At 41.9% G+C, this 20,019-nt stretch carries 11 protein-coding genes; 4 read left to right on the forward strand and 7 right to left on the reverse strand.

Annotated elements, in window-relative coordinates; genetic code table 11:
* The first annotated feature begins 203 nt into the window (after positions 1–203).
* Positions 204–3,362: a two-component regulator propeller domain-containing protein gene (locus tag QZ738_RS19570; RefSeq protein WP_293789761.1), complete on the forward strand. Its 3,159-nt coding sequence runs from the start codon at positions 204–206 to the stop codon at positions 3,360–3,362.
* Positions 3,338–4,132: a DNA-binding response regulator gene (locus tag QZ738_RS19575; protein ID WP_293789764.1), complete on the forward strand. Its 795-nt coding sequence runs from the start codon at positions 3,338–3,340 to the stop codon at positions 4,130–4,132. The genes QZ738_RS19570 and QZ738_RS19575 overlap by 25 nt, the downstream gene beginning before the upstream one ends.
* Before the next feature lie 286 nt (positions 4,133–4,418).
* Here QZ738_RS19575 and QZ738_RS19580 read toward each other — a convergent pair whose 3' ends face one another.
* Together QZ738_RS19580 and QZ738_RS19585 are read right to left on the reverse strand one after the other, a co-directional pair.
* Positions 4,419–5,774 carry a Gfo/Idh/MocA family oxidoreductase gene (locus QZ738_RS19580; protein WP_293789866.1) on the reverse strand — a complete coding sequence of 452 codons (1,356 nt, stop codon included), beginning with the start codon at positions 5,772–5,774 and terminating at the stop codon, positions 4,419–4,421.
* Positions 5,775–5,786: 12 nt separating this feature from the next.
* Positions 5,787–6,521 (reverse strand): DUF1080 domain-containing protein, encoded by a 735-nt coding sequence (locus tag QZ738_RS19585; protein ID WP_293789767.1) that lies wholly within the window; start codon positions 6,519–6,521, stop codon positions 5,787–5,789.
* Between the two features lie 520 nt (positions 6,522–7,041).
* On the opposite strand from QZ738_RS19585, the gene QZ738_RS19590 reads away from it, so the two are divergent.
* Positions 7,042–8,772 (forward strand): glycoside hydrolase family 43 protein, encoded by a 1,731-nt coding sequence (locus QZ738_RS19590; RefSeq protein ID WP_293789770.1) that lies wholly within the window; start codon positions 7,042–7,044, stop codon positions 8,770–8,772.
* Between the two features lie 101 nt (positions 8,773–8,873).
* Here the strand turns inward: QZ738_RS19590 and QZ738_RS19595 are convergent, their stop codons facing one another.
* The 4 genes from QZ738_RS19595 to QZ738_RS19610 are packed head-to-tail and all read right to left on the reverse strand — an operon-like array spanning position 8,874 to position 16,468.
* Positions 8,874–9,872 (reverse strand): DUF4973 domain-containing protein, encoded by a 999-nt coding sequence (locus QZ738_RS19595; protein WP_293789773.1) that lies wholly within the window; start codon positions 9,870–9,872, stop codon positions 8,874–8,876.
* A gap of 19 nt (positions 9,873–9,891) precedes the next feature.
* A complete protein-coding gene (locus QZ738_RS19600) occupies positions 9,892–11,979 on the reverse strand; it encodes a RagB/SusD family nutrient uptake outer membrane protein (protein WP_293789776.1) in 2,088 nt (695 codons plus the stop codon).
* Between the two features lie 3 nt (positions 11,980–11,982).
* Positions 11,983–15,063 (reverse strand): TonB-dependent receptor, encoded by a 3,081-nt coding sequence (locus tag QZ738_RS19605; protein WP_293789778.1) that lies wholly within the window; start codon positions 15,061–15,063, stop codon positions 11,983–11,985.
* 19 nt (positions 15,064–15,082) lie between these two features.
* Positions 15,083–16,468 (reverse strand): IPT/TIG domain-containing protein, encoded by a 1,386-nt coding sequence (locus QZ738_RS19610; protein ID WP_293789780.1) that lies wholly within the window; start codon positions 16,466–16,468, stop codon positions 15,083–15,085.
* Positions 16,469–17,455: 987 nt separating this feature from the next.
* Here QZ738_RS19610 and QZ738_RS19615 point away from each other — a divergent pair.
* Positions 17,456–17,950 (forward strand): nucleoside deaminase, encoded by a 495-nt coding sequence (locus QZ738_RS19615; RefSeq protein WP_293789781.1) that lies wholly within the window; start codon positions 17,456–17,458, stop codon positions 17,948–17,950.
* Between the two features lie 199 nt (positions 17,951–18,149).
* On the opposite strand, the gene QZ738_RS19620 is transcribed toward QZ738_RS19615, so the two are convergent.
* Positions 18,150–19,640, reverse strand: a complete 1,491-nt coding sequence (locus QZ738_RS19620) for an alpha-amylase (RefSeq protein WP_293789783.1) — start codon at positions 19,638–19,640, stop codon at positions 18,150–18,152.
* Between the last annotated feature and the right edge of the window lie 379 nt (positions 19,641–20,019).

Below are 20,019 nucleotides of genomic sequence, written 5' to 3' on the forward strand. Positions count from 1 at the left end.
GATGGTTGTAAAATTTGTTCATCTTTTTGTCGATATGTCTCAAATCACTTTTACCACACTATACAAATAGCTGATAATCAGATAATAAAAAAACAGCTATTCAAAAACCGGTAAAAAGGTTCCTAAATATGGATTACACCACAATTGGATTTATATATATTTGAGATTACTCGAATATGCGATTTGTATTATTTTTTCTGTCAGTGAATCTGTTTTTTGCAATTTCTACCTGCAAGGGGCAATCCCATTATTTCCGGCAGTACCAGGCCGATGATGGATTGGCACATAATTCAGTGAATACGGTTATACAGGATAAAAAAGGCATGATCTGGGTGGGTACCCGGGGCGGTTTAAACCGCTTTGACGGTTATACTTTTAAAACCTTTAAAGATGAAAAAAGCAGGTTCGGAAACATTGGCAACAACATTATTGTTAGCCTTGCTGAAGATAAAAATGGCATATTATGGGTAGGTACCGGTCGTGGTATTTTTAAATATGACCCCATTAAAGAGTTGTTTACGCCGCTCAAGCCCGACGTAAAAAAATACATCAATGCCATCCTGGTCGATCATGAAAACAACCTTTACTTTTTAGCAAACAGAGCCCTGTTTAAATATGTACAGCAAGATAATAAGATCATAGACTTAAAAATAAGTGCAGCCTGCATGGCCATTGATGAACATCGGAACATTCTGGTTGGCACTGATAATGGTGAAATGGTTACCTACAATCCAGGGGATGGATCAAAGACCTTTGTAAAAATTATCGGAGAGCATGTACCGGCAAACCTTCGGTCAATCAGTAAAATATTTCCAACAGACAACGATAATATACTGGTAGGATGTTTTAAGCGTGGATTGAAAAGTTATAATACCAAAACCGGTAAGATCAGATCGCTGATCCTTAAAAATAGCGACAATACAGATATTTATGTACGTGACATCACCGTAGGTGAAAAAAACGAGTATTGGATTGCCACAGAATCGGGTATTTATATCTATAACCTGGCCACCAACACCAATATCAATCTGCGTAAACAACCGGGCGATCCCTATTCCATTCCTGATAACGCTGTATATACGGTTTGTAAAGATAATGAAGGTGGCATGTGGGCCGGCACCTATTTCGGGGGACTGGGTTATTTCTCCCGGAACAATGCACGGTTCGAAAAATATTATCCGTTATTGGGTACCAATTCTATTTCCGGAAATGCAGTGAGGGAAATCTGTCCTGATCAGAAAGGCAATTTATGGATCGGTACTGAAGATGCTGGTGTAAACAAATTCAACCCAAAAACCGGGCTTTTTACCAATTATAAAGCCAATGGCAAGGACGGCAATCTATCGTACCCAAATATTCATGGTCTGCTTGCTTTGGGTAATCAATTGCTGGTTGGGCCGTTTTTACACGGCATGGAAATTATGGATATGGATCAGGGAAAAGTAATTGAACGTTTTAAAACCATTGGCGAAGAAAATGAAGAAACGAGCGATTTTGTACTTTCCATCCACCAAGCTAAAGATAGCACCATTTACGTAGGTACAGGCTATAATATGGGTTCGGGGCTATTTATTTTTAACCAAAAGAAGAAAACATTTAGAAGAATTAAAGAGATTCCTGTTAACTCATATGTATACGATGTCTGGGAGGATCGGCTAGGCAATATCTGGACTGGCAGCGTTTCACGCGGGGCATTTTATTTTCACCCTAAAACGGGTAAACATGGCAACATTTCTTTTGGCGAAAAGGTTAACAATAAGACAATCCATGATTTTCCGGTATGCGGCATTATGGAAGACAGCAATAATGCCATGTGGTTTACTACCGAGGGCGGTGGACTGATCAGGTTGAGTGCAGACCGGAAAGTACTGAAAAAATTTACAACCGAAAACGGACTGCCTACCAACATCTTGTTCCGGGCTTTAGAAGACGACTCAAAACACTTATGGATCAGCTCGCTTAAAGGGTTGATCTGTTTCGACCTGCGGACCGAAAACTTCAAAATCTACACCAAATCAAATGGACTGATTACCAATCAGTTTAACTTCAGTTCGGCCTATAAAGCACCAAATGGCAGAATGTATTTTGGATCGGTAAGGGGAATGATTTCTTTTGATCCTAAAGATTTTGAGCACAAAGACACTGCCCCTCCTACTTTTATAACCGGTTTTCAGCTTAACAATAAGGAAGTTCTCCCTAATGTTAAAAATAGTCCGCTGAGCAAATCCATTTCTTATACCGATACCATTATATTGGCCCATCATCAGAATAATTTTAGTATCGAATTTGCTGCGCTCAATTATTCTTCACCTGAAGTAACCAGGTACGAATATGTAATGAAAGGTATAGACCAGGCCACCACTTACCTCAACAATAACCGAAAAGCCTATTTCACGGATTTATCTCCTGGTAACTATACTTTTTTGGTCAGGGCGAAAAGCAATGTAGATAGCTGGACGGGCAAAGAGCGTCGTCTTTTTATTCAAATCCTTCCGCCATTTTGGAAAAGCACTACGGCTTATGTTTGCTACCTGCTGATGATTGCAACAGGCCTCTTTCTATCTGTTCGCTATTATCATCGCTATATTGAACGGAAAAACTTCAATAAATTACAACTGTTCGAACACGAAAAGGAAAAAGAGATTTATCAGGCCAAGATTGAATTTTTCACCAATATTGCCCATGAAATACAAACGCCGCTTACGCTAATTTTAGGTCCGGTGGAGATGATGCTGGAAGAAGCGCAGGAACAGCCCTTCAAAAGCAGTTTGCTGATGGTCGAAAAAAATGCAAACCGACTGGCTAAACTAACCAATCAGCTACTGGATTTCCGCAAGACCGAGATGCACCAGTTCGGCTTAAACTTTGTAAATACCGATATCAGCAACCTTTTAAAAGAACAGGTAAATGCTTTTCAACAGGAAGCCCTGAAAAGTAATATTTCGCTTGCTCTCGAATTGCCCAAAACCCATATCATTGCATTTGCCGATCGTGAAGCATTGATCAAGATCTATAACAATTTAATTTCTAATGCCATAAAATATGGAACAAGTGAGGTAACCGTGCGCCTGAACGCCGACGAAATCAACGGCCAGTTTACAGTTACTTTCAGTAACGACGGAAAAGGCATCCCCCCACAGTACCGTTCTCAGATTTTCGAACCATTTTTCAGGTTATACGGCAAAGATAAACCAGGTACAGGCATTGGGCTTTCGCTGGCAAAATCGTTGGCAGAACTGCATAATGGCTCACTGCATTTATCGGAAAGCGATGCAGACAAGATCGTTTTTGAATTGATCTTACCTATACACCAAAAGTTTGAATTTAAATTGAGCAGTTGGAAAAAGATAAAACAGCCATGATGGAAAGCATTTTAATTATCGACGATAACGAAGATATCCTCGAGTTTTTAACGCAGGTATTCGGAAACACCTATAAATTGCATCTGGCCATTAACGGCGAGCTTGCTCAGGAAATTCTGGATAATGAAATCGTTGACCTGATTATTTCGGATATTATGATGCCCGGCATTGATGGTTTTGAACTTTGCAGGCTCATCAAATCGAATGTAGAATATTGCCACATCCCTATTATCCTGTTAACCTCAAAAAATACCTATAAAGCGCATATTGAAGGATTGGAAGTGGGTGCAGATCTGTACATTAAAAAGCCATTTTCGCCACAATTGTTACGGCTACAGGTAGCAAACCTGCTTCAGAACCGTTTAAAAATAAAGGCCCACTTTGCCAGTTCTCCTTTTGAGGATGTAAGGGTGGTAGCCAATTCTAAAATTGAAGAAGCATTTTTAAAAAGGCTGGATGAATATGTGCGCAAGAACATTCAGGATCCTTATCTGGATATCGACCAGATGGCCGAACACATGCACATGAGCCGTCCAACCCTTTACCGTAAGATAAAAGCTATTTCTGCGCTATCGCCTAAAGAACTCATTGATGTAACCCGGCTCAAAAAAGCAACCAGGCTGATTGCCCAAAACGAATTCACTTTTTTTGAGATTGCGAAAATGGTGGGTTATAGCTCTCAAAGTTTATTCAATAAAAATTTTCAAAGGTATTTTAAGGTAACGCCACAAGAATATATTAATTCGCTGAGTAAAGATACCAGGGAATAAAATCTGGTATTGGAGTAGCTAATAAGCGTAAACTTTTATGTGAAAGGTATGTGAGGACACATACCTTCGCTGACTACCAAGCTTAGGTAACTAATTTGGTGATAACGAAAAGGCTTTTTCAGCAATAGCATTGAGGAAATATCTTTGTCACTATTGCACCATGTAAGAAATATAAGAACATATCAGCTGATGTGTACCTTAAATGTCTGATATGGTAAAAACTAATGGCAAATAGTTTAATAAGGTCTGTGGAGACACAGACCTTGGCACTTTGTTGTTGAGGCTGTTAATATTTAAAAACTTTCCCTCCAACCATTACTTCCTGGCGGGTGGCATCAAAGGTGGCTTTTCCCCCGGTTCGTACTGCGGCATTGGTCATAATGTTTGCAATGGAATGCTGATAACCTGCTTCTACCGGGGCGTTAGGTTCTTTTCTACTTCGGATACACTCCAGCCAGTTACGCATGTGGTTGGAACTTAACACATCGGCACCTGTATTGGCCGATGCCGCAGCAGCAGATGGGGCTGCAAGTTTGATTTGGGGCAATAGGTTTGGTTTCATTTTCATGGCCGCTGCAGCCCTTTCATTTAACCCCCCATGTGGCGAAATGGTATTGGTAATCAGGTTCAGCTCACCGCCGTTGGAATAATAAATCTCTGCCGGTTTTTCGTCGCCATTGTGCATCCTGGAACTAAATACTACCTGAAAACCTTTGGTAAGGTCATCTAATGGCCCGTAATCAAAAACAGCGGTGGTGGTATCCCAGTTTCGGCGACCATCTTTCCATTGATAAATGCCGCCGTTGGCAGTTACGCTGCGCGGGTGCGATAAACCCGTAAACCAATGCACCGTATCGATCTGATGACTCATCCACTGGCCGGGCATACCGGAAGAATAAGGCCAGAAAAGACGGTACTCCAGGTAAATCCTCGGATCAAAGGTTTCGTATGGGCGGTTCAACAAAAAGCGTTTCCAATCGGTATCTTCCTCTTTCAGTTTGGCTACCAGATCAGGACGGCGCCACCGGCCCGGCTGGTTTACATTCCAGCTCAGTTCTACCATGGTAATATCGCCAAACTTACCCTCCTTAATAAAATCGGCAGCGGCTTGATAATTCTGTCCACTGCGGCGTTGTGAACCGATCTGCAGAATCTGTTTAGAAGACCTAACCGCTTTTAAAGCAGCGCGGGCATCATCCATGGTTTCAGCAAAAGGTTTCTCGCAATACACATCCTTTTTATTTTTAACTGCTTCGATGGCGTGCAAGGCATGCGCAAAATCCGGCGTACTGATAATTACGGCATCAAGATCTTTCAGGGCATAAAGCTCATCATTGTTTTTACAGGAAGTAATGCCATGGCCAATTTTGTTTTTGATATGTCCAGCACCTAAAGCACGACGGTAATTCCAGAGATCGGAAAGCGCAACAATATCAAAGTTAAGTTCCTTATGGTGGTTTAGAAAGCAGGGGAAAAGCGTATCCTTGAAGCGGTCAGAAAAACCTACCACCCCGACCCTAACCCGATCGTTGGCACCGATAATATTTGCATAACTTTTGGCCGACATCCCTAAGGTACCAACATAAGTTCCCGCCGCCGCAATTGCAGCCTTTTTTATAAAGTTTCTTCTCGATTCTTCCATCATTTCCGGTTATTAAAGTGTTTTGATTCTGATGTTCCGGTAAGAAACCGTGTTGCCATGATCCTGAATAAGTATATGGCCTTTTTTGGCTTCACCAAAGTTTTTCCATGTTTTGTATTTACTTGCGGCTACCAGTTTTCTAAAATCTTCTGAACCACGCTCATACTCCACCACTTTTACGCCGTTTAACCAATGCTCTACATGGTTGTTCGGATAAACCCGCACTTCGCCACTGTTCCACTCGCCGATTGGTTTAATTACCGAAGCAGGTTTGTTTGACGGGATCAGATCGTACAAAGAGGCCAGTTTGCGGTTACCGTTTTTGCCGAGTTTTGCATCCGGATGTTTTTCATCATCCAATACCTGAAATTCGAGGCCAATGCCTGAAAGATTTGTTTTTTCTTCTTCGGTTACAAAATATTTGATCCCGCTGTTTGCACCTGGGCTAAGTTTGAAATCAAATTTTAAAATAAAGGCCGAAAATTCATCACGGGTAACAATATCGCCGCCGGAACCTTGCTCCTGCCCGTTTGACGCCAATACCGTTAACACTCCATCGTTCATTTCCCAGCCTTTGGATGGAAACTGCTCTTTAAATATGGCTCGCCATCCTTTTGCATCCTTACCATTCCACAATAGTTTAAAACCTTCTTTTTTTTCGCTTTTGCTCAGTGTATTTTGAGCATACGTTGGGTTCAAGGTAAAAATGCCTAGTAACAGCATGTAAATTGACCTGTAGTTTTTCATTGAATTTAATTATTATAATTATTGATGTGTTAGTAGTGAGTTTTGAGGGCAGATTTGATACCTATTCTAAATGAAGCCAGCCAGGTGAGCCGATGTCATCATTATCCTTGATAATGGCCATAAATATTTGCAGCTGATGCACTTGACAGGTTTATAATTGGTTCTACTGCCAAAGTAAGCCAATGAACTTTGTAAAATATGTTCAATTTATTGTTGATTCGTCTCATTTTGCCTGATCAAAAAACAGAAATGGAGCAAAGTATCCGGTTTAAAAACGGCTTACACAAAATATAAGAAAATGCTAACAAATAAAATCAACAACCTAAAAATCAATTTTTTACAATAAAAAAATCTTCTTAAAAAGAAGTTAAAAAAAGATAAATAATGTGGCTTTCACCAATAAGAAATGATGCATTTAAGCATATTCATTTCATTACAGCAACCTTTTTGTCATCATATAATTGTTTATTTTCGGACAAATAACCAAATAAGCAACAAGACAATTTACACCCTTATATACATGCTCAATTTTCGATTATCTACCTTCTTTAATCCATCTCCAAATGGTATGGAGCGCATACCAATTCAAAAAAATCCAGTTTCAAAAGAGCCTTATACTTTTACGGTTCAACCATTTGGCACCTCTTTGGCTGTTTTGCTGATCAGCTTTTGCCTCTTTTCCTGCGGATTAAAAAAACCGCAATCGGTTAATCCGGATACAGGACTTCAACAACACATATTGGTAAATCCTGCCTTACCCGGCGATAATCCGGATCCTTCTATCATCAGGATTGGAAGAACATATTATGCTACTTCTACCACCAACGAGTGGGCTCCGTATTTCACCATTTATAAATCAACCGATCTTAAGAACTGGAAACTGATTAATCACGTTTTCCCGAATGGATTTAAGGATATGAAAAATCAGTGGGGTGAGAATAACTTCTGGGCTTCGGAACTGGTTTATGACCAAAAACAGAACCGGATTTATGCCTATTACACGGCGCATAACCGGGAAACAAAAGGTAACCCGGGTTTACAGTGCGGAACGGCATGGATTGATGCAGATAAAATTGAAACGGGTAAATTTACCGACAATGGCCCTGTGATTATTGAAGATGAATGCGGTGCCATAGATGCATTTGAATTACAGCAAAACGGCAAAATTTATGCTTTCTGGAAAAACGATGGTAATGGTTGCGGCAAAGAAAGCTGGATCTGGAAACAGGAAATTAACGAGAGCCGTACCAAATTACTGGGGCAAAAAAGCAAAGTATTTACCAATAGCCAGCCATGGGAAACCGGACTGGTGGAAGGCGCCTGTTTTTTTACTTTGGGAGAATATGTATATAGCCTGTATTCGGTTGGGGGTTGTTGCGATGCCAAATGCAATTATAAAACCGGCATTGCCAGAACAAAAGATTTAAACAGCGGCTTATGGGAGAAATATGGCAAAAACCCGATTATGGTGAGCAATGATCGTTGGAACTGCCCCGGCCATGGCACAGTAGTAAAAACTGCCGATGACAGGCTATTTATGCTTTACCATGCTTTTAACAAAAATTATGATGTTTTTGTTGGCCGGGAAGGCATTATTGAGGAATTGATTGTAGGGGCTGATGGATGGCCCGTATTGCATAATGCCACCCTCCCCAACCGTCCAAAAGCTGATCTTGATTTTACCGATAATTTTGAAAAGGATCAAACACTTGATCTCGCCTGGCAGTGGCCTTCCAAATCGCAAAGACCATTGATGTTTTTAGATAAAGGCTTGAAATTGTCGGCATCTGATGAAAACCACGCACTTGGCACCTTTTTAGGCCAGTACATTAAAACGGTAAATTTCAGCATCAGTGCAGAGGTAAATCCCGGGGAAGCAAAAACCGGCATTTGCCTTGGGGGAGCCATATTAAAAAGTAAATGGCCTGGCGAACTTGGCGGCATAGGCATTACAGCCTCGAAAGATGGATTTATTGTTTTTGACAATTTTGAAGGTACTTACAACGTTCTTAAAGCATCGACAGAAAGTTTAAGCACACCGGTACAGTTGAAAATGCAGATTAGCAACGATGGCAAACAGATCGATTTTTTCTATAAAAAACCAGCAACAGAATGGCTTAGTTTTTATCGTACGGATTTTTTAGCCGACAAATATGTACCCTGGGGAATGGGCTACCGGGCTGGCATTGTGGTGAAGGGAGATACTTCTCAGACAGGGACTTTTAGTAACTTTAAGCTAATCAATAATTAGTTATGCTTTCTGTTAGTTGGTGGACACCAACCAACAAGTAGATATATTTTTTATGGTGGTCGGTGCCACACCGACCACCAGATGTACCTGATTAAGGTAGTTTACCACTGAATCTGCTGATCTTCATCCGGTATCAACGTGTTCAGGTCGCGCTGCATAGACAAAGTTCCCTCTACTTTATATTTCAATCGTTGTCCAGGAACGGTAGTATAATCTTCAAACTCGTACGACAGATAAAGAGTGGTGTAAACATGCTTTAAATAAGGAAGTTTCGGATCCATGGCCTCATCCCTGGTGTAATAAGATTGTGTTGCCCCTACCTTGAACTTATTATTCACCGTGTTGTCGCTCCAGATTTCCAGTTTTTTCTTTTGAAGATCTATTTTTTCATTGGTAAATTTGATAAAGACCTTATAATTTTTGCGGTCGAGGTAATCTATATCCCTGATCCCTGCGTAGAGAAAAATAGTTTTATCATCTACCACAAACGTCCTGTGGGTATTCAAGGTTAAAGGTTCAGTATCTCCCTCCAAAAATATTTTGTACAAGGTACCGCCGTATTCGCCGGAGTAATCATTAAAGGGGGTAATGCGGAGCATTGTTCTTCTGTAATATTTATTTGGGTTCGCCTGGTAATCATAAGAAGGATCGCTTAAAATCTGCAACGGCAAAACCCATTTATCCGCCTGATCGAGGTTGCCCAAAGTAAAATCAATCGGTATGGTTACCGTACTTACCCCTGTAGGTGCCGTTATGCTTTGTGGCATAGTATAATAATTTTTATCCAGTTGCTTAAAATACAGTTCCTGCCGGTGGCCATATTGTTCCTGGTTCAGTTTGGCCAGGGTATCAGGATCCAAACCGATGTGGATTGTACGGTCTTTAACATTTGGGGTAGAGCCGCTGATAATAACCGGTAAATTGAACCTCAATTTCCCCTGGGCATTATAACGGATATAACACCAGGTTACGCCCTGGGCAGTTGGGTTTGATTTAAATGATGCCATCTGGACGAATTGTTCTTCTTTCCACTCATCACGACATGATACACAGCATATTACTGTTGTTACCATAAAAATTAATTGATATATACGTTTCATTGTTTTAAATGCTAATCGGTTATTCAGGATTTGTCCAGCCAGGGTTTTGCGTAAGGTATTTATTCCGTTTTAATTCATCATAGTGAATAGGCCAGAACCACATTTTAAGCGTAAAGATGGAAGGCAGAGATGGCGTTTCTACAACCGTATGAAAAAGGTCTGCCTGTGCTTTGGTGGCATAAGCATTGTATCCATAAACCGGTGCAGATTCTTCCGAAGGAGCGTCCGTCCAGCGGCGCAAATCGAAATAACGTTGCCCTTCTGCAAAAAACTCGATCTGCCGTTCTCTTTTTAATTTGATGCGGAACTGGTTCGGATCAGCATATACCTGGCTGGTATAGTCAGCCAACCCTGCCCGGATACGGATGGGCTGTATCCCTTTTTTCATTTCTAAAATGTTGCGCGACATGGCATGTGTCCGGCTACCATCCCATGATGGGATATTGTAAGAACCATTCAGCTCATTTAAGGCTTCTGCATAAATCAGCAATACTTCTGCATAACGGATGGCAGGATCAACTTTTTGCTTCATCCGACTTTGATCGTAAGCAGTAACAGCTACATTACTGATATCGTCCGGGTGTATATATTTTTTGATGCCAACGCCTGTACGGGGCCAGTAAGAAGTATTTTTGTAGCCGTTAGGATCGCCACGGTAATAAAATATCTGCATATTACTTTTTTCGTCTTTTACGCTTTCGGCATTCAACAAATTCCAGGTAGAGCCGTTGTACGAAACCGAAGCATAAAACCTGGGCTCGCGACGGGCAAACTGTTTGTTTACGCCTACGCCCAGTGGACCTAATTCCGGATAGCTGGCCAACTCTTCTTGTTTGACGTAACCCGAGGCCCTCGGTGCTGAATTGTACCGACCTTCGTAACCCGGCCTACCGGCATACATGCTGTTCATACCGGGTATATCACTACCATTGTTCATGTAATAGGCATCTACCTGCTTCTGCGTCATGCCATGCGAGTTATAACCTTTCCCCTCCAGGCGTGGTAGCTGGTGTAATACCAGCACATTGATCCCTTCGCCACCCTGGTTTTGGCCATGGGTAAAAATCAGTTCCGGATTTTGGTAAGCTGGCACCGTTCCATTAAACAAAGAGCGATAGGATTCGAAAGGGTCAATATCACTCCAGCCGGAAGGCCAGGCACTATTAGAGAAATTACTGTCGAACGGCGGGGTTACCGTTGCCGGGTAAGCAGCATCGCCCGTTGCCTTTTTATAGGCCACATATAAGCGGTACTGCCCTAAATCCATCACATCTTTTGCCGCGGCAGCTGCCCTTGCCCATTTTGATTCATCGTAACTGCGCGAAAGTAAGGGCTTCCCATCTTTGGTCACCATTGCTGCCGCTACTTCTGCGGGCGCTTTTCCGTTAGCCAGCGGACTTGCGGCGTACAACAATATTCTGGCCCGCAGTGCCAAAGCGGCACCACGGGTAGGCCTGGCAATCTGTTGTATACCCTGTTGAACAGATAACCCTTTGGCAGCCTCCGCCAGCTCATTAGCCAGGTAAACCGCACATTCTTCATAAGAATTTCGCGGTTGGGCAATATCATCATATTCTTTAGTATAGTCGATGCCTTCGCTGGCTATAATGGGTACAGGGCCATAGGTACGCAGCAATATCCAATAAAAATAAGCCCTTAAAAAGCGTGCCTGCCCTTTTAAATCAGCAATTTCTTTCGCTGAAAATTTGGTATTGATATCAATATTATTGATAAAAATAGAGGCCTGCCTGATTCCTTTATAAGCGGTATTCCATATTTCCCTGCTTTCACCGTTCAGCCCGTTCTCGGTATACTGCCCGTTTTTCCATCTTTTATAGCCATCATTTTCGTCGCCATAATACATGTCATCAGCAAAATTAAAAGGTACGGTTTTCTTGCTGCTTACCTCCTGCATGTAATTACTGCCTAAAAAAGAGTACGCCTGTGCAAGCCATCTGTTTGCATAATCGGGGTTGGTAAAAACCTCTTCTGTGGTTAGCCTTTCATCAAAAAGATAATCGGAGTCGAGAAATTTCTTACAACCGTTAATGATGGTAACAGCGATCAGCAGGCTTACTGCCATCGCTGTTTTTTTCAAATTTTTCATTGCTTATAAATTAACTGATACGCCTAATGATAATGTTTTGCTCAAGGGATATACTTTCCCGGTCGAACTTCCTAACTCCGGATCCCAGAGTTTAAACTTACTGAAAGTAAGCAGGTTGGTCCCGATCAAAAAGACACGGACATTGTTTAAATGTGCCCTGTTCACCAGGGTTTTGGGTAATGAATAACCAATATCCAATGTTTTTAAACGCAGGTAGGAACCATCCCTTAGCCAGAATGTTGATGCCCTGTAATTATTGGCATTCGGGCCATACGTTAAACGCGGATAATCGGCATTGGGATCTTCGTTAACCCCTAACATCCAACGGTTACTATCAGCAATATCGCTTAAGATATTTCCCCAGTTCTGGCCTAAGCTGAACATATACACCGAAGAGCCATTGATAAAGTAAGTAGACTTTCCTACCCCTTGAAAATGCACATTGATATCCAGTCCTTTCCAGCTGGTTGAAATACCAAAACCATAGGTAAAATTAGGGCGTGTGGTTGCACCAATGGCCACAATATCGTTATCATCAATTAAACCATCTCCGTTAACGTCCTTGTATTTGATATCGCCCGGCATCACCTCGCCAAAGCTTTGCCTCGGACTGTTACGGATATCATCATAATCAGTGAACAAGCCTAAATCGATCAGTCCCCGCGCCTGGTCTACACGATGTCCTTCCTGAAGTTTATAGCTGTAAATCGTGTTTTCTTCATCCCGTTCAATAATTTCATTTTTGCTATAGGTGGCATTGCCCCTCAGGGTTAAATCGACATTATTGATCTTCTGTTTAAAAGTAAAACTGCCATCAAATCCATGGGCTTTTACCTCACCAACATTGGCTGATGGATTGTTCTCCAGGCCTACAAATCCCGGCAGGAAATTCCGGCTCATATAAATGCCGTCACGTCTTTCCCTGAAATAATCCACCGTCCCGCTGATTTTATCATGAAATAAAGCATAATCTATCCCTAAATCCTGTTTGGTAGCTACTTCCCACGTTACATTTGGGGAGGCTACTGATGAATAACGGATTCCTGTCCAGGGATTTGACGAATCGAAATCACCGAAATTGTAACCAACTGCCGACATTTGTTCCAAACTGTAGAGATAAGGAAACCTGATATTACCTAAATTATCATTCCCGGTTTTTCCATATGAATAACGGATTTTAAACATATCTACCCAACCCAGTTTCTTTACCAAGGGTTCCTCGCCTACATTCCATGCACCCGAAATGGCAGGAAAAAACCCAAACCGGTAATCTTTATGAAAATTCTCGGAACCTGTGTATCCGAAGTTAAAGTCTACATAGTAGCGTGAATTCCAGTTATAATTCACGCGACCTGCAACTCCCTGGTTGCGGCGGGCAATTCCGTTTTTGAGATCGGTACCGATATTTTGGGTAAACACCCTGGAAGCCTGCGTGTATTTGATCACCGCACCAAAATTATGCGAGGCAATGCTTCGGTTGTAATGGGTTTCCCATTCGAAAAATTCATTTTTGTTACCATCCGAACCGGCCGTCTGCGTCATTTTCTGTTCTTCTTTAATCCGCTTGAATACCAGTTCGCCTGCTGTATTCCGGTAACGGCTGGCACTCCATAATTCAGGAAATTTATACCGTTTGATATAATTGTTGTTGTAGGTATCATACCCGAAACGGCCCACAAAACGGAGTCCTCTGGTAATAAAATCGAGTCCCTGGTTCAGGTTTAGTGTGGTTTGAATATTGTTGCTCCAGCTTTCATTGTAGCCTGTCATGGTACCCTGTACCCAGGGATTAAAACGATCCATATCGTTGTCAGGATTAGTGTCGCCGTCATCACTGGCCGGGATTTTCCCATCCGAGTACTGAAGTGGTGAAGTGATGGCATTATAGCCCATCAGCGCTGTCCAGATGGCATCACTGCCCACTCCTGGGTCGTTCTGTTTACGCAATGAGCCTGATACTCCAACGGTTAACAGGGTAGATTTGGTGATGTCCATGTCTACGCTTAAGCGGTAGGTATATTTATTGAAACTGGCATTGGTATTATAATCTTTTAAAGCATCGTCTACCTTGTACATTCCCTGCTGGTTCTGGTAACTGCCCGATAAATAATAACGTGCCGTTTTTCCGCCGCCGCTCAGGTTAAGCATACTGCGTTGGCTCCTGGCTGCGTCCCGGAGTACCACATCCATCCAGTTTACATTAGGAAAGAGGTCCGGATCGAGTCCCAGGCGCAGAATTTCAAGCTCCGAACGCGAGAAAAGCGGTTCCTGATTACGTACAATCTTGGCTTCATTGGCCATTGAGGCATACGTATAGCCGTCTACAAACTGTGGAAGTTTAGTGAGCGTGTTGTAAAAACCTTCCACTTTAGCATTGATATTCACCTTACCTTCCTTCCCTCTTTTGGTTTTGATCAGGATTACTCCGTTGGCGCCTCTGCTACCATACATCGCGGTTGCGGAAGCATCTTTTAACACTGAAAAGGATTCTACATCTTCCACATTGATTTCATTCATATCACGCTCAAAACCATCAATCAATACCAAAGCAGCATTACTGGCTCCAAAAGTAGAAATACTGCGCACCCAGAATTCGGAAATACTGCCTGGCCGTCCCGAAGTTTGCATGGCCTGTATACCCGGTACCACGCCGGCCAGGGCATCAGCCATTGATGTGGACGGATTGGACTTCAGCTGATCAACATTTACTGTGGTAATGGCACCTGTAATGGCAATCTTTTTTTCGGCACCGGTAGCCGTTACCACCACTTCGTTCAGTACACTGGCATCCGATTCTTTTAAGGTAACATCTACCAGGCGTTGCTCTTTCACCAAAACTTCTTTCTTTTCGTAACCCACGTAAGAAAATACAAGGGTTTGATAGGCAGGCATTTTAATGGTGTATCTTCCATCTCCATCGGTAATGGCCCCTAATCCGGGCAGGTTACTTACCGAGATGCTCACCCCCGGAATCGGCAGCTTTTTCTCATCGGTTACGGTACCTTTAACGATCACCTCCTGGGCCAGGATATTAATGGAAATCCCAAGCACCCAAAGGCAGGTCAATAAAATAAATCTCATCATTATATTGTGTATTTATCAGTTATTCTTCTTTAGCAATTTTGCGGATCAGCCAGTTGCCTGTATCGCCGATGTAAAAGCATTTCCTGGTTTCATCATAAGTAATGGCCTGTGGATTATTGAAACGGGCCTCTGTGCGTAAATCGCCATCTGCGTAGCCACTTGTGCCATTGTTACCGCGCCCGGCAAAAGTGCTTACCCTCCCCTGTGGCGTTAAAGTGCGGATGGCATGATTGGCTTTGTCGCAGAAATAGAAATCGTATAGGTCTCCTCCGGTAGCTTCATAATCGGGGTTTTTCACAAATACGCCCTGTACCGGGTTATTTAACCGGGCGTTGGTGCCAATTCCATCGGCATAACCGGCGGTACCTGCAGCACCACAAATGGTATAAGGGGTTTTAAAAGTCCTCGTGGCGCGGTCATAATCGGTACGCATAATAAAATGCTTATCGTACTCAACCAGATAGGCATAGTCGCCCGAAGGGTGCATCACCATGTAAACGGCTACAGCGCTGTAAGGATTGGAGAAGACCAGTTTATCCTCTTTAGTATTAAAATCATACCTGCGGATATCTCCTGCCCTGAACCTCGAATAATAAAGTTCACCATTCTGAGGGTGTATCATCGTTCCGTTTACCCCGCGTGCATAAACTTCGATTGCTTTCTTTTGCAGAAAGCTGGATTCACGGCTAAAGATATAATTACCATATTTGGTATCGCTGGAGTGATTGTGCGAAACAATCATGTCCTGATTGCCATCAATTCGCCAATTGATAATGGATACCCTGTCGAGATCAGTCCTGAAATAGCTCACATATTTCTTTTCGAAATCGACGAGACGGCAACTGTTCACATCGGCTGAAAAGTACAGGCGATTTGGATTTTTCGGATCAAGGGTGAGCCAGGTAATGCCTTTAAACGCCCCGCAATCATTAAACGGGCCTTCTTTTTCTTCAAAATTAGAAGCCACCTGGTAGTACTTTCCTAAAAATGTAGAAACCAGTAATTTTCGGGTATAAGAAAAGACTTCTTTCGATATAGCCTGTGCAAGCTGCTGGTTGTTGCCATCAATGATGGTGATTTTGATATCGCCATCATAAGCCTCTTCAGGAATAATACAATAAATACTATTGTTTTTTACCCCGATCACTTTAGCCACTTTTCCACCAATGGTCACTTTTATTTTCGAAATATCATTACCGAAATTATGGCCATAAATAACGAGGTTATTCCCTACTCCGCCTTGTTTTGGGTAAAAATCAGTAATCAGCACTTCTTTTGACGGATCGTAAGCATCCTCCTGCTGCAATTTTTCTTGTTTACACCGCGTTAACGAAAGTGCAATCAGCCCGAGCAATATCCATTGGATTTGCCAGGGCATGGTTTTTACATTTTTTTTTGTTTTCATATATACCTATCGCTTTTTCCGGATCAAACCGGCTTGCATAATTAAATTGTTAACCACTTTTGGTACATGGGTTCCTTAGATTGAGGTATGTTGGATATATCCGTTTCCGGGGAGATTTCAGAAAACTATTGTTTAATATTACAGCAGCCGGTCAGGAAGCAGTTTAAAACTGCATGGATGAATTTTTGGACAAAGAAATCCCTATCAGCCTCAATGCGGTGCCGATGGCAGGTGTAAACTGAACCTGCTGGTCTTGCCTGATAATGATTGCATATTGCCCATAATATGGTTACTATACTGCAACATGAATCTCAAAAAACACTAAAACGTTTTTACAAAACAAACTCTTTATGTGATCAAATGATACTTATCACTTGATAATGATCAAAAAATTAACATTGACTTGCGCCTGGAAATAATTTTTAGCCTGATTTGTTTAGGCCGTAAAGCGACGTCATTGGTGATTAGACCATGAGGTTATCGTTTTACGGAACAATAAACGTGTTTAGAACAGATAGGTAAGTGTTGAGCATCATATTAATTTAGTTTTCGTTTCCCTGGTTAGTAATATATTAAAGTATTTGATAATCAACTGTCTGAAATAAATATCTGTTTTCTCATAATACATATTGAAACTGCAAAAAGCATGTGTTGCCTATCGAAGAATTGCAGTAAGGTTTGTTATTTGGTTAATTGAAATCAAAGTAAAGCAATACTGATTTTATTATCTGTTCAATATTTTGTCGATTTGTCTCAACTTTGGCAAAATTCCCTTAAAACTTTATAACTTTTCTTATATAAACGCAAAACACGGACATTATTAGTGTCTAGCTCAATCAAACCCGTATCATTAGGGTCCCTTTGACACACCTGTTGCAGACAGCTATATATCAAGCCCTATACAAGTCTGCAGAAAGGAACTTACCGGTATGTGTTACAACAAATATGACAGCCAAAACCAATAGTTAAAATCACTGTTCTTTAAGGATGGAAATACATGAAAAGTTTATGGCTAAAGCCATTGCATTATCGGAGCAGAACCTGCGATCGTTGAAAGGAGGGCCGTTTGGGGCTTTAATTGTGCGCGACGGTAAAATCCTGAGCGCTGAGGCTAATTCAGTTACGCAGGACTGTGATCCGACGGCCCATGCTGAAATAAATGCAATCAGGCAGGCAGCAAAAAAAATAGGGAAAGCCGACCTGTCAGGCTGTACGATTTATACCAGCGCAGAGCCTTGCCCCATGTGCTTAAGTGCAATATACTGGTCCAATATTAAACAGGTATACTATGGAAATACCCGAACAGATGCGGAATGGGCAGGCTTTGGTGATCAGTTCATTTTAGACGCCTTGCAGGAACCGATAGAAAAACAGCCGGTATCATTTGAAAGGATTATGCCAGGAGAAGCCATAAAAGCATTTGAGCAATGGCGTGCGGGAGGCCAGATGCTGGAAGAGAAAGTGAAAGATGGATCGTTGTAGCTGCCTGGCAATTTGCAATTAAGAGGTTAAAGACTACGCCTCTGAAGATGATAGGTTATTATAAAAACAGAATATAAAATTGATTAAACACCCCGCCCTAAGGGCAACCCCTCCTTAATAAGGAGGGGCGTAAACCAATGTATGCTGTGACCTATTATCACAGGTTGAATCCATAAGAGATTTCAGATCTGAACAACTATCAATCCGCTTTTAAAGTATAAACTGAAACCGAACCTGCTTCACAATAAAATTCTGCCCATCCATCCTGGTCTATGGTAATTTCTCTGTCGCAATGCCCCAGATAATCGCTAAAAGTTTTGCCTGCAAACTCAGTACCCATTTCCATACGCTTATTTCCCGCTTCACCATTTGATAAAACCACTGCAAGGCCCGAACCCTGGTGTTCCTCATCTCCCGAGCGTGTCCAGCCAATACAACTTGGATGATCAAAATAATCGCGTTGAAAACCATAGGCGAATGTTTTTCTCAATTGTAACAATGCCTCTAACTGAGGAAGTGAGGCCATGGTCACTTCGTGGTCTTTTCCATCATTCCCTTTGTCGGTATAGGCCGATCCATATACATCTGCATAAAAAACGCATGGGTAACCTGCTTCACGGAGTAAAATGATTGCATAAGCATGTGCCCGGAACCATGGTTCTACTGTCTGTTCGAGCGATTGGAGTGGTTGGGTATCGTGGTTTTCAACCAATGTTACGGCTAGTTCCGGTCTCATTGAAACCAGAGATCCGTTTAATATGGTACTCAGGTCATATTGTTCGCCATCTTTACTGGCACGGGAGAAATTAGCCTGAAGGCTGGCATCGAATAACGACATACGGCCCTGTGTAGCATCAATATAATCCAGCATGGACTGCGGATCGTATGGCGACCAATATTCGCCCACCGTAAACAGTTCTTTGCCTGTTTCAGCCCGAAGATAATCCAGCCATTCATTATAAAAATCAGCAGGCATATGTTTAATGGCATCCAAACGTAATCCGTCAAAACCTGTAGTCTGGTAAAACCACATTCCCCATCTTTTAAGTTCCTCTCTTACAGCAGGATTCCTAAAATCGATATCGGTAAGCATCAGGTAGTCATAATTTCCATTTTCGGTATCGAGCACATTCTCCCATCCTGCTCCGTATTGGTTTTGAATGCTGTATACTGCCGACTCCTGGGTACGTGCATCGTAATCTACCCCCGTAAAGCACTGGAAATCCCATTGAAATTCAGAATATTTTCCACCACGACCCGGATAGGTAAATTTGGTATAAGCATCAATTTCAAAGGGTTCTGAGATGAATTCATTTCTGTTCTCCGGATTTACCTTGCGTACCATAACCGGTTCATGATCGTCTGCTCCGCCCAGATGGTTCAGCACAATATCTACATAAACATTTATACCAGCCTCCTGAGCAGCTTTTATTGCCTGCAGATATTCTTCTTTAGTACCATATTTTGTAGCAATACTTCCTTTCTGATCAAATTCGCCGAGATCGTATAGATCATAAGAATCGTAACCGGTTGAATCTTTGCCATCCATACCCTTGTGTGCCGGTGGCAGCCAAATGGAATCTATTCCCATTTCTTTTAGTTTAACAGCATCTTGCTGAACTTTCTTCCAAAGGCTGCCATCATTAGGATAGTACCATTCGAAGTACTGTAACATTGTATGATTTTCCATTTCTTTCATGAATTTAGTAGTGGATATACCTGCTAAACAGAGTGATTGTTTTAAATTTGATCAATCCATACTGAATTTATTTTATAATGGACAATTTTGAGATACAAATGAATGATATCAAGACATTATTGATGTATCACACAGATAGAATAAATATAACCGGATAGTTAACGACCGATGGATTTTTCCACTTGGAAAAACTGGCTTTGATGTTGGCTGGAAAAAGTATGCCCACTCAATTGCAATCCAATTGAATTGGTCAGGTTGAGCCTCCGGAAGTTCAGAACAGGTAGTTAGGGTTTTAGCAAACCTGTACCGATTAATTAAAATTTTACATCGGCTTGCTCACGGCACCTATCCGGGGATGGTAACTATTTTT

It is taken from the genome of uncultured Pedobacter sp. (assembly GCF_913776295.1).
In the GTDB taxonomy this organism is placed as follows: domain Bacteria; phylum Bacteroidota; class Bacteroidia; order Sphingobacteriales; family Sphingobacteriaceae; genus Pedobacter.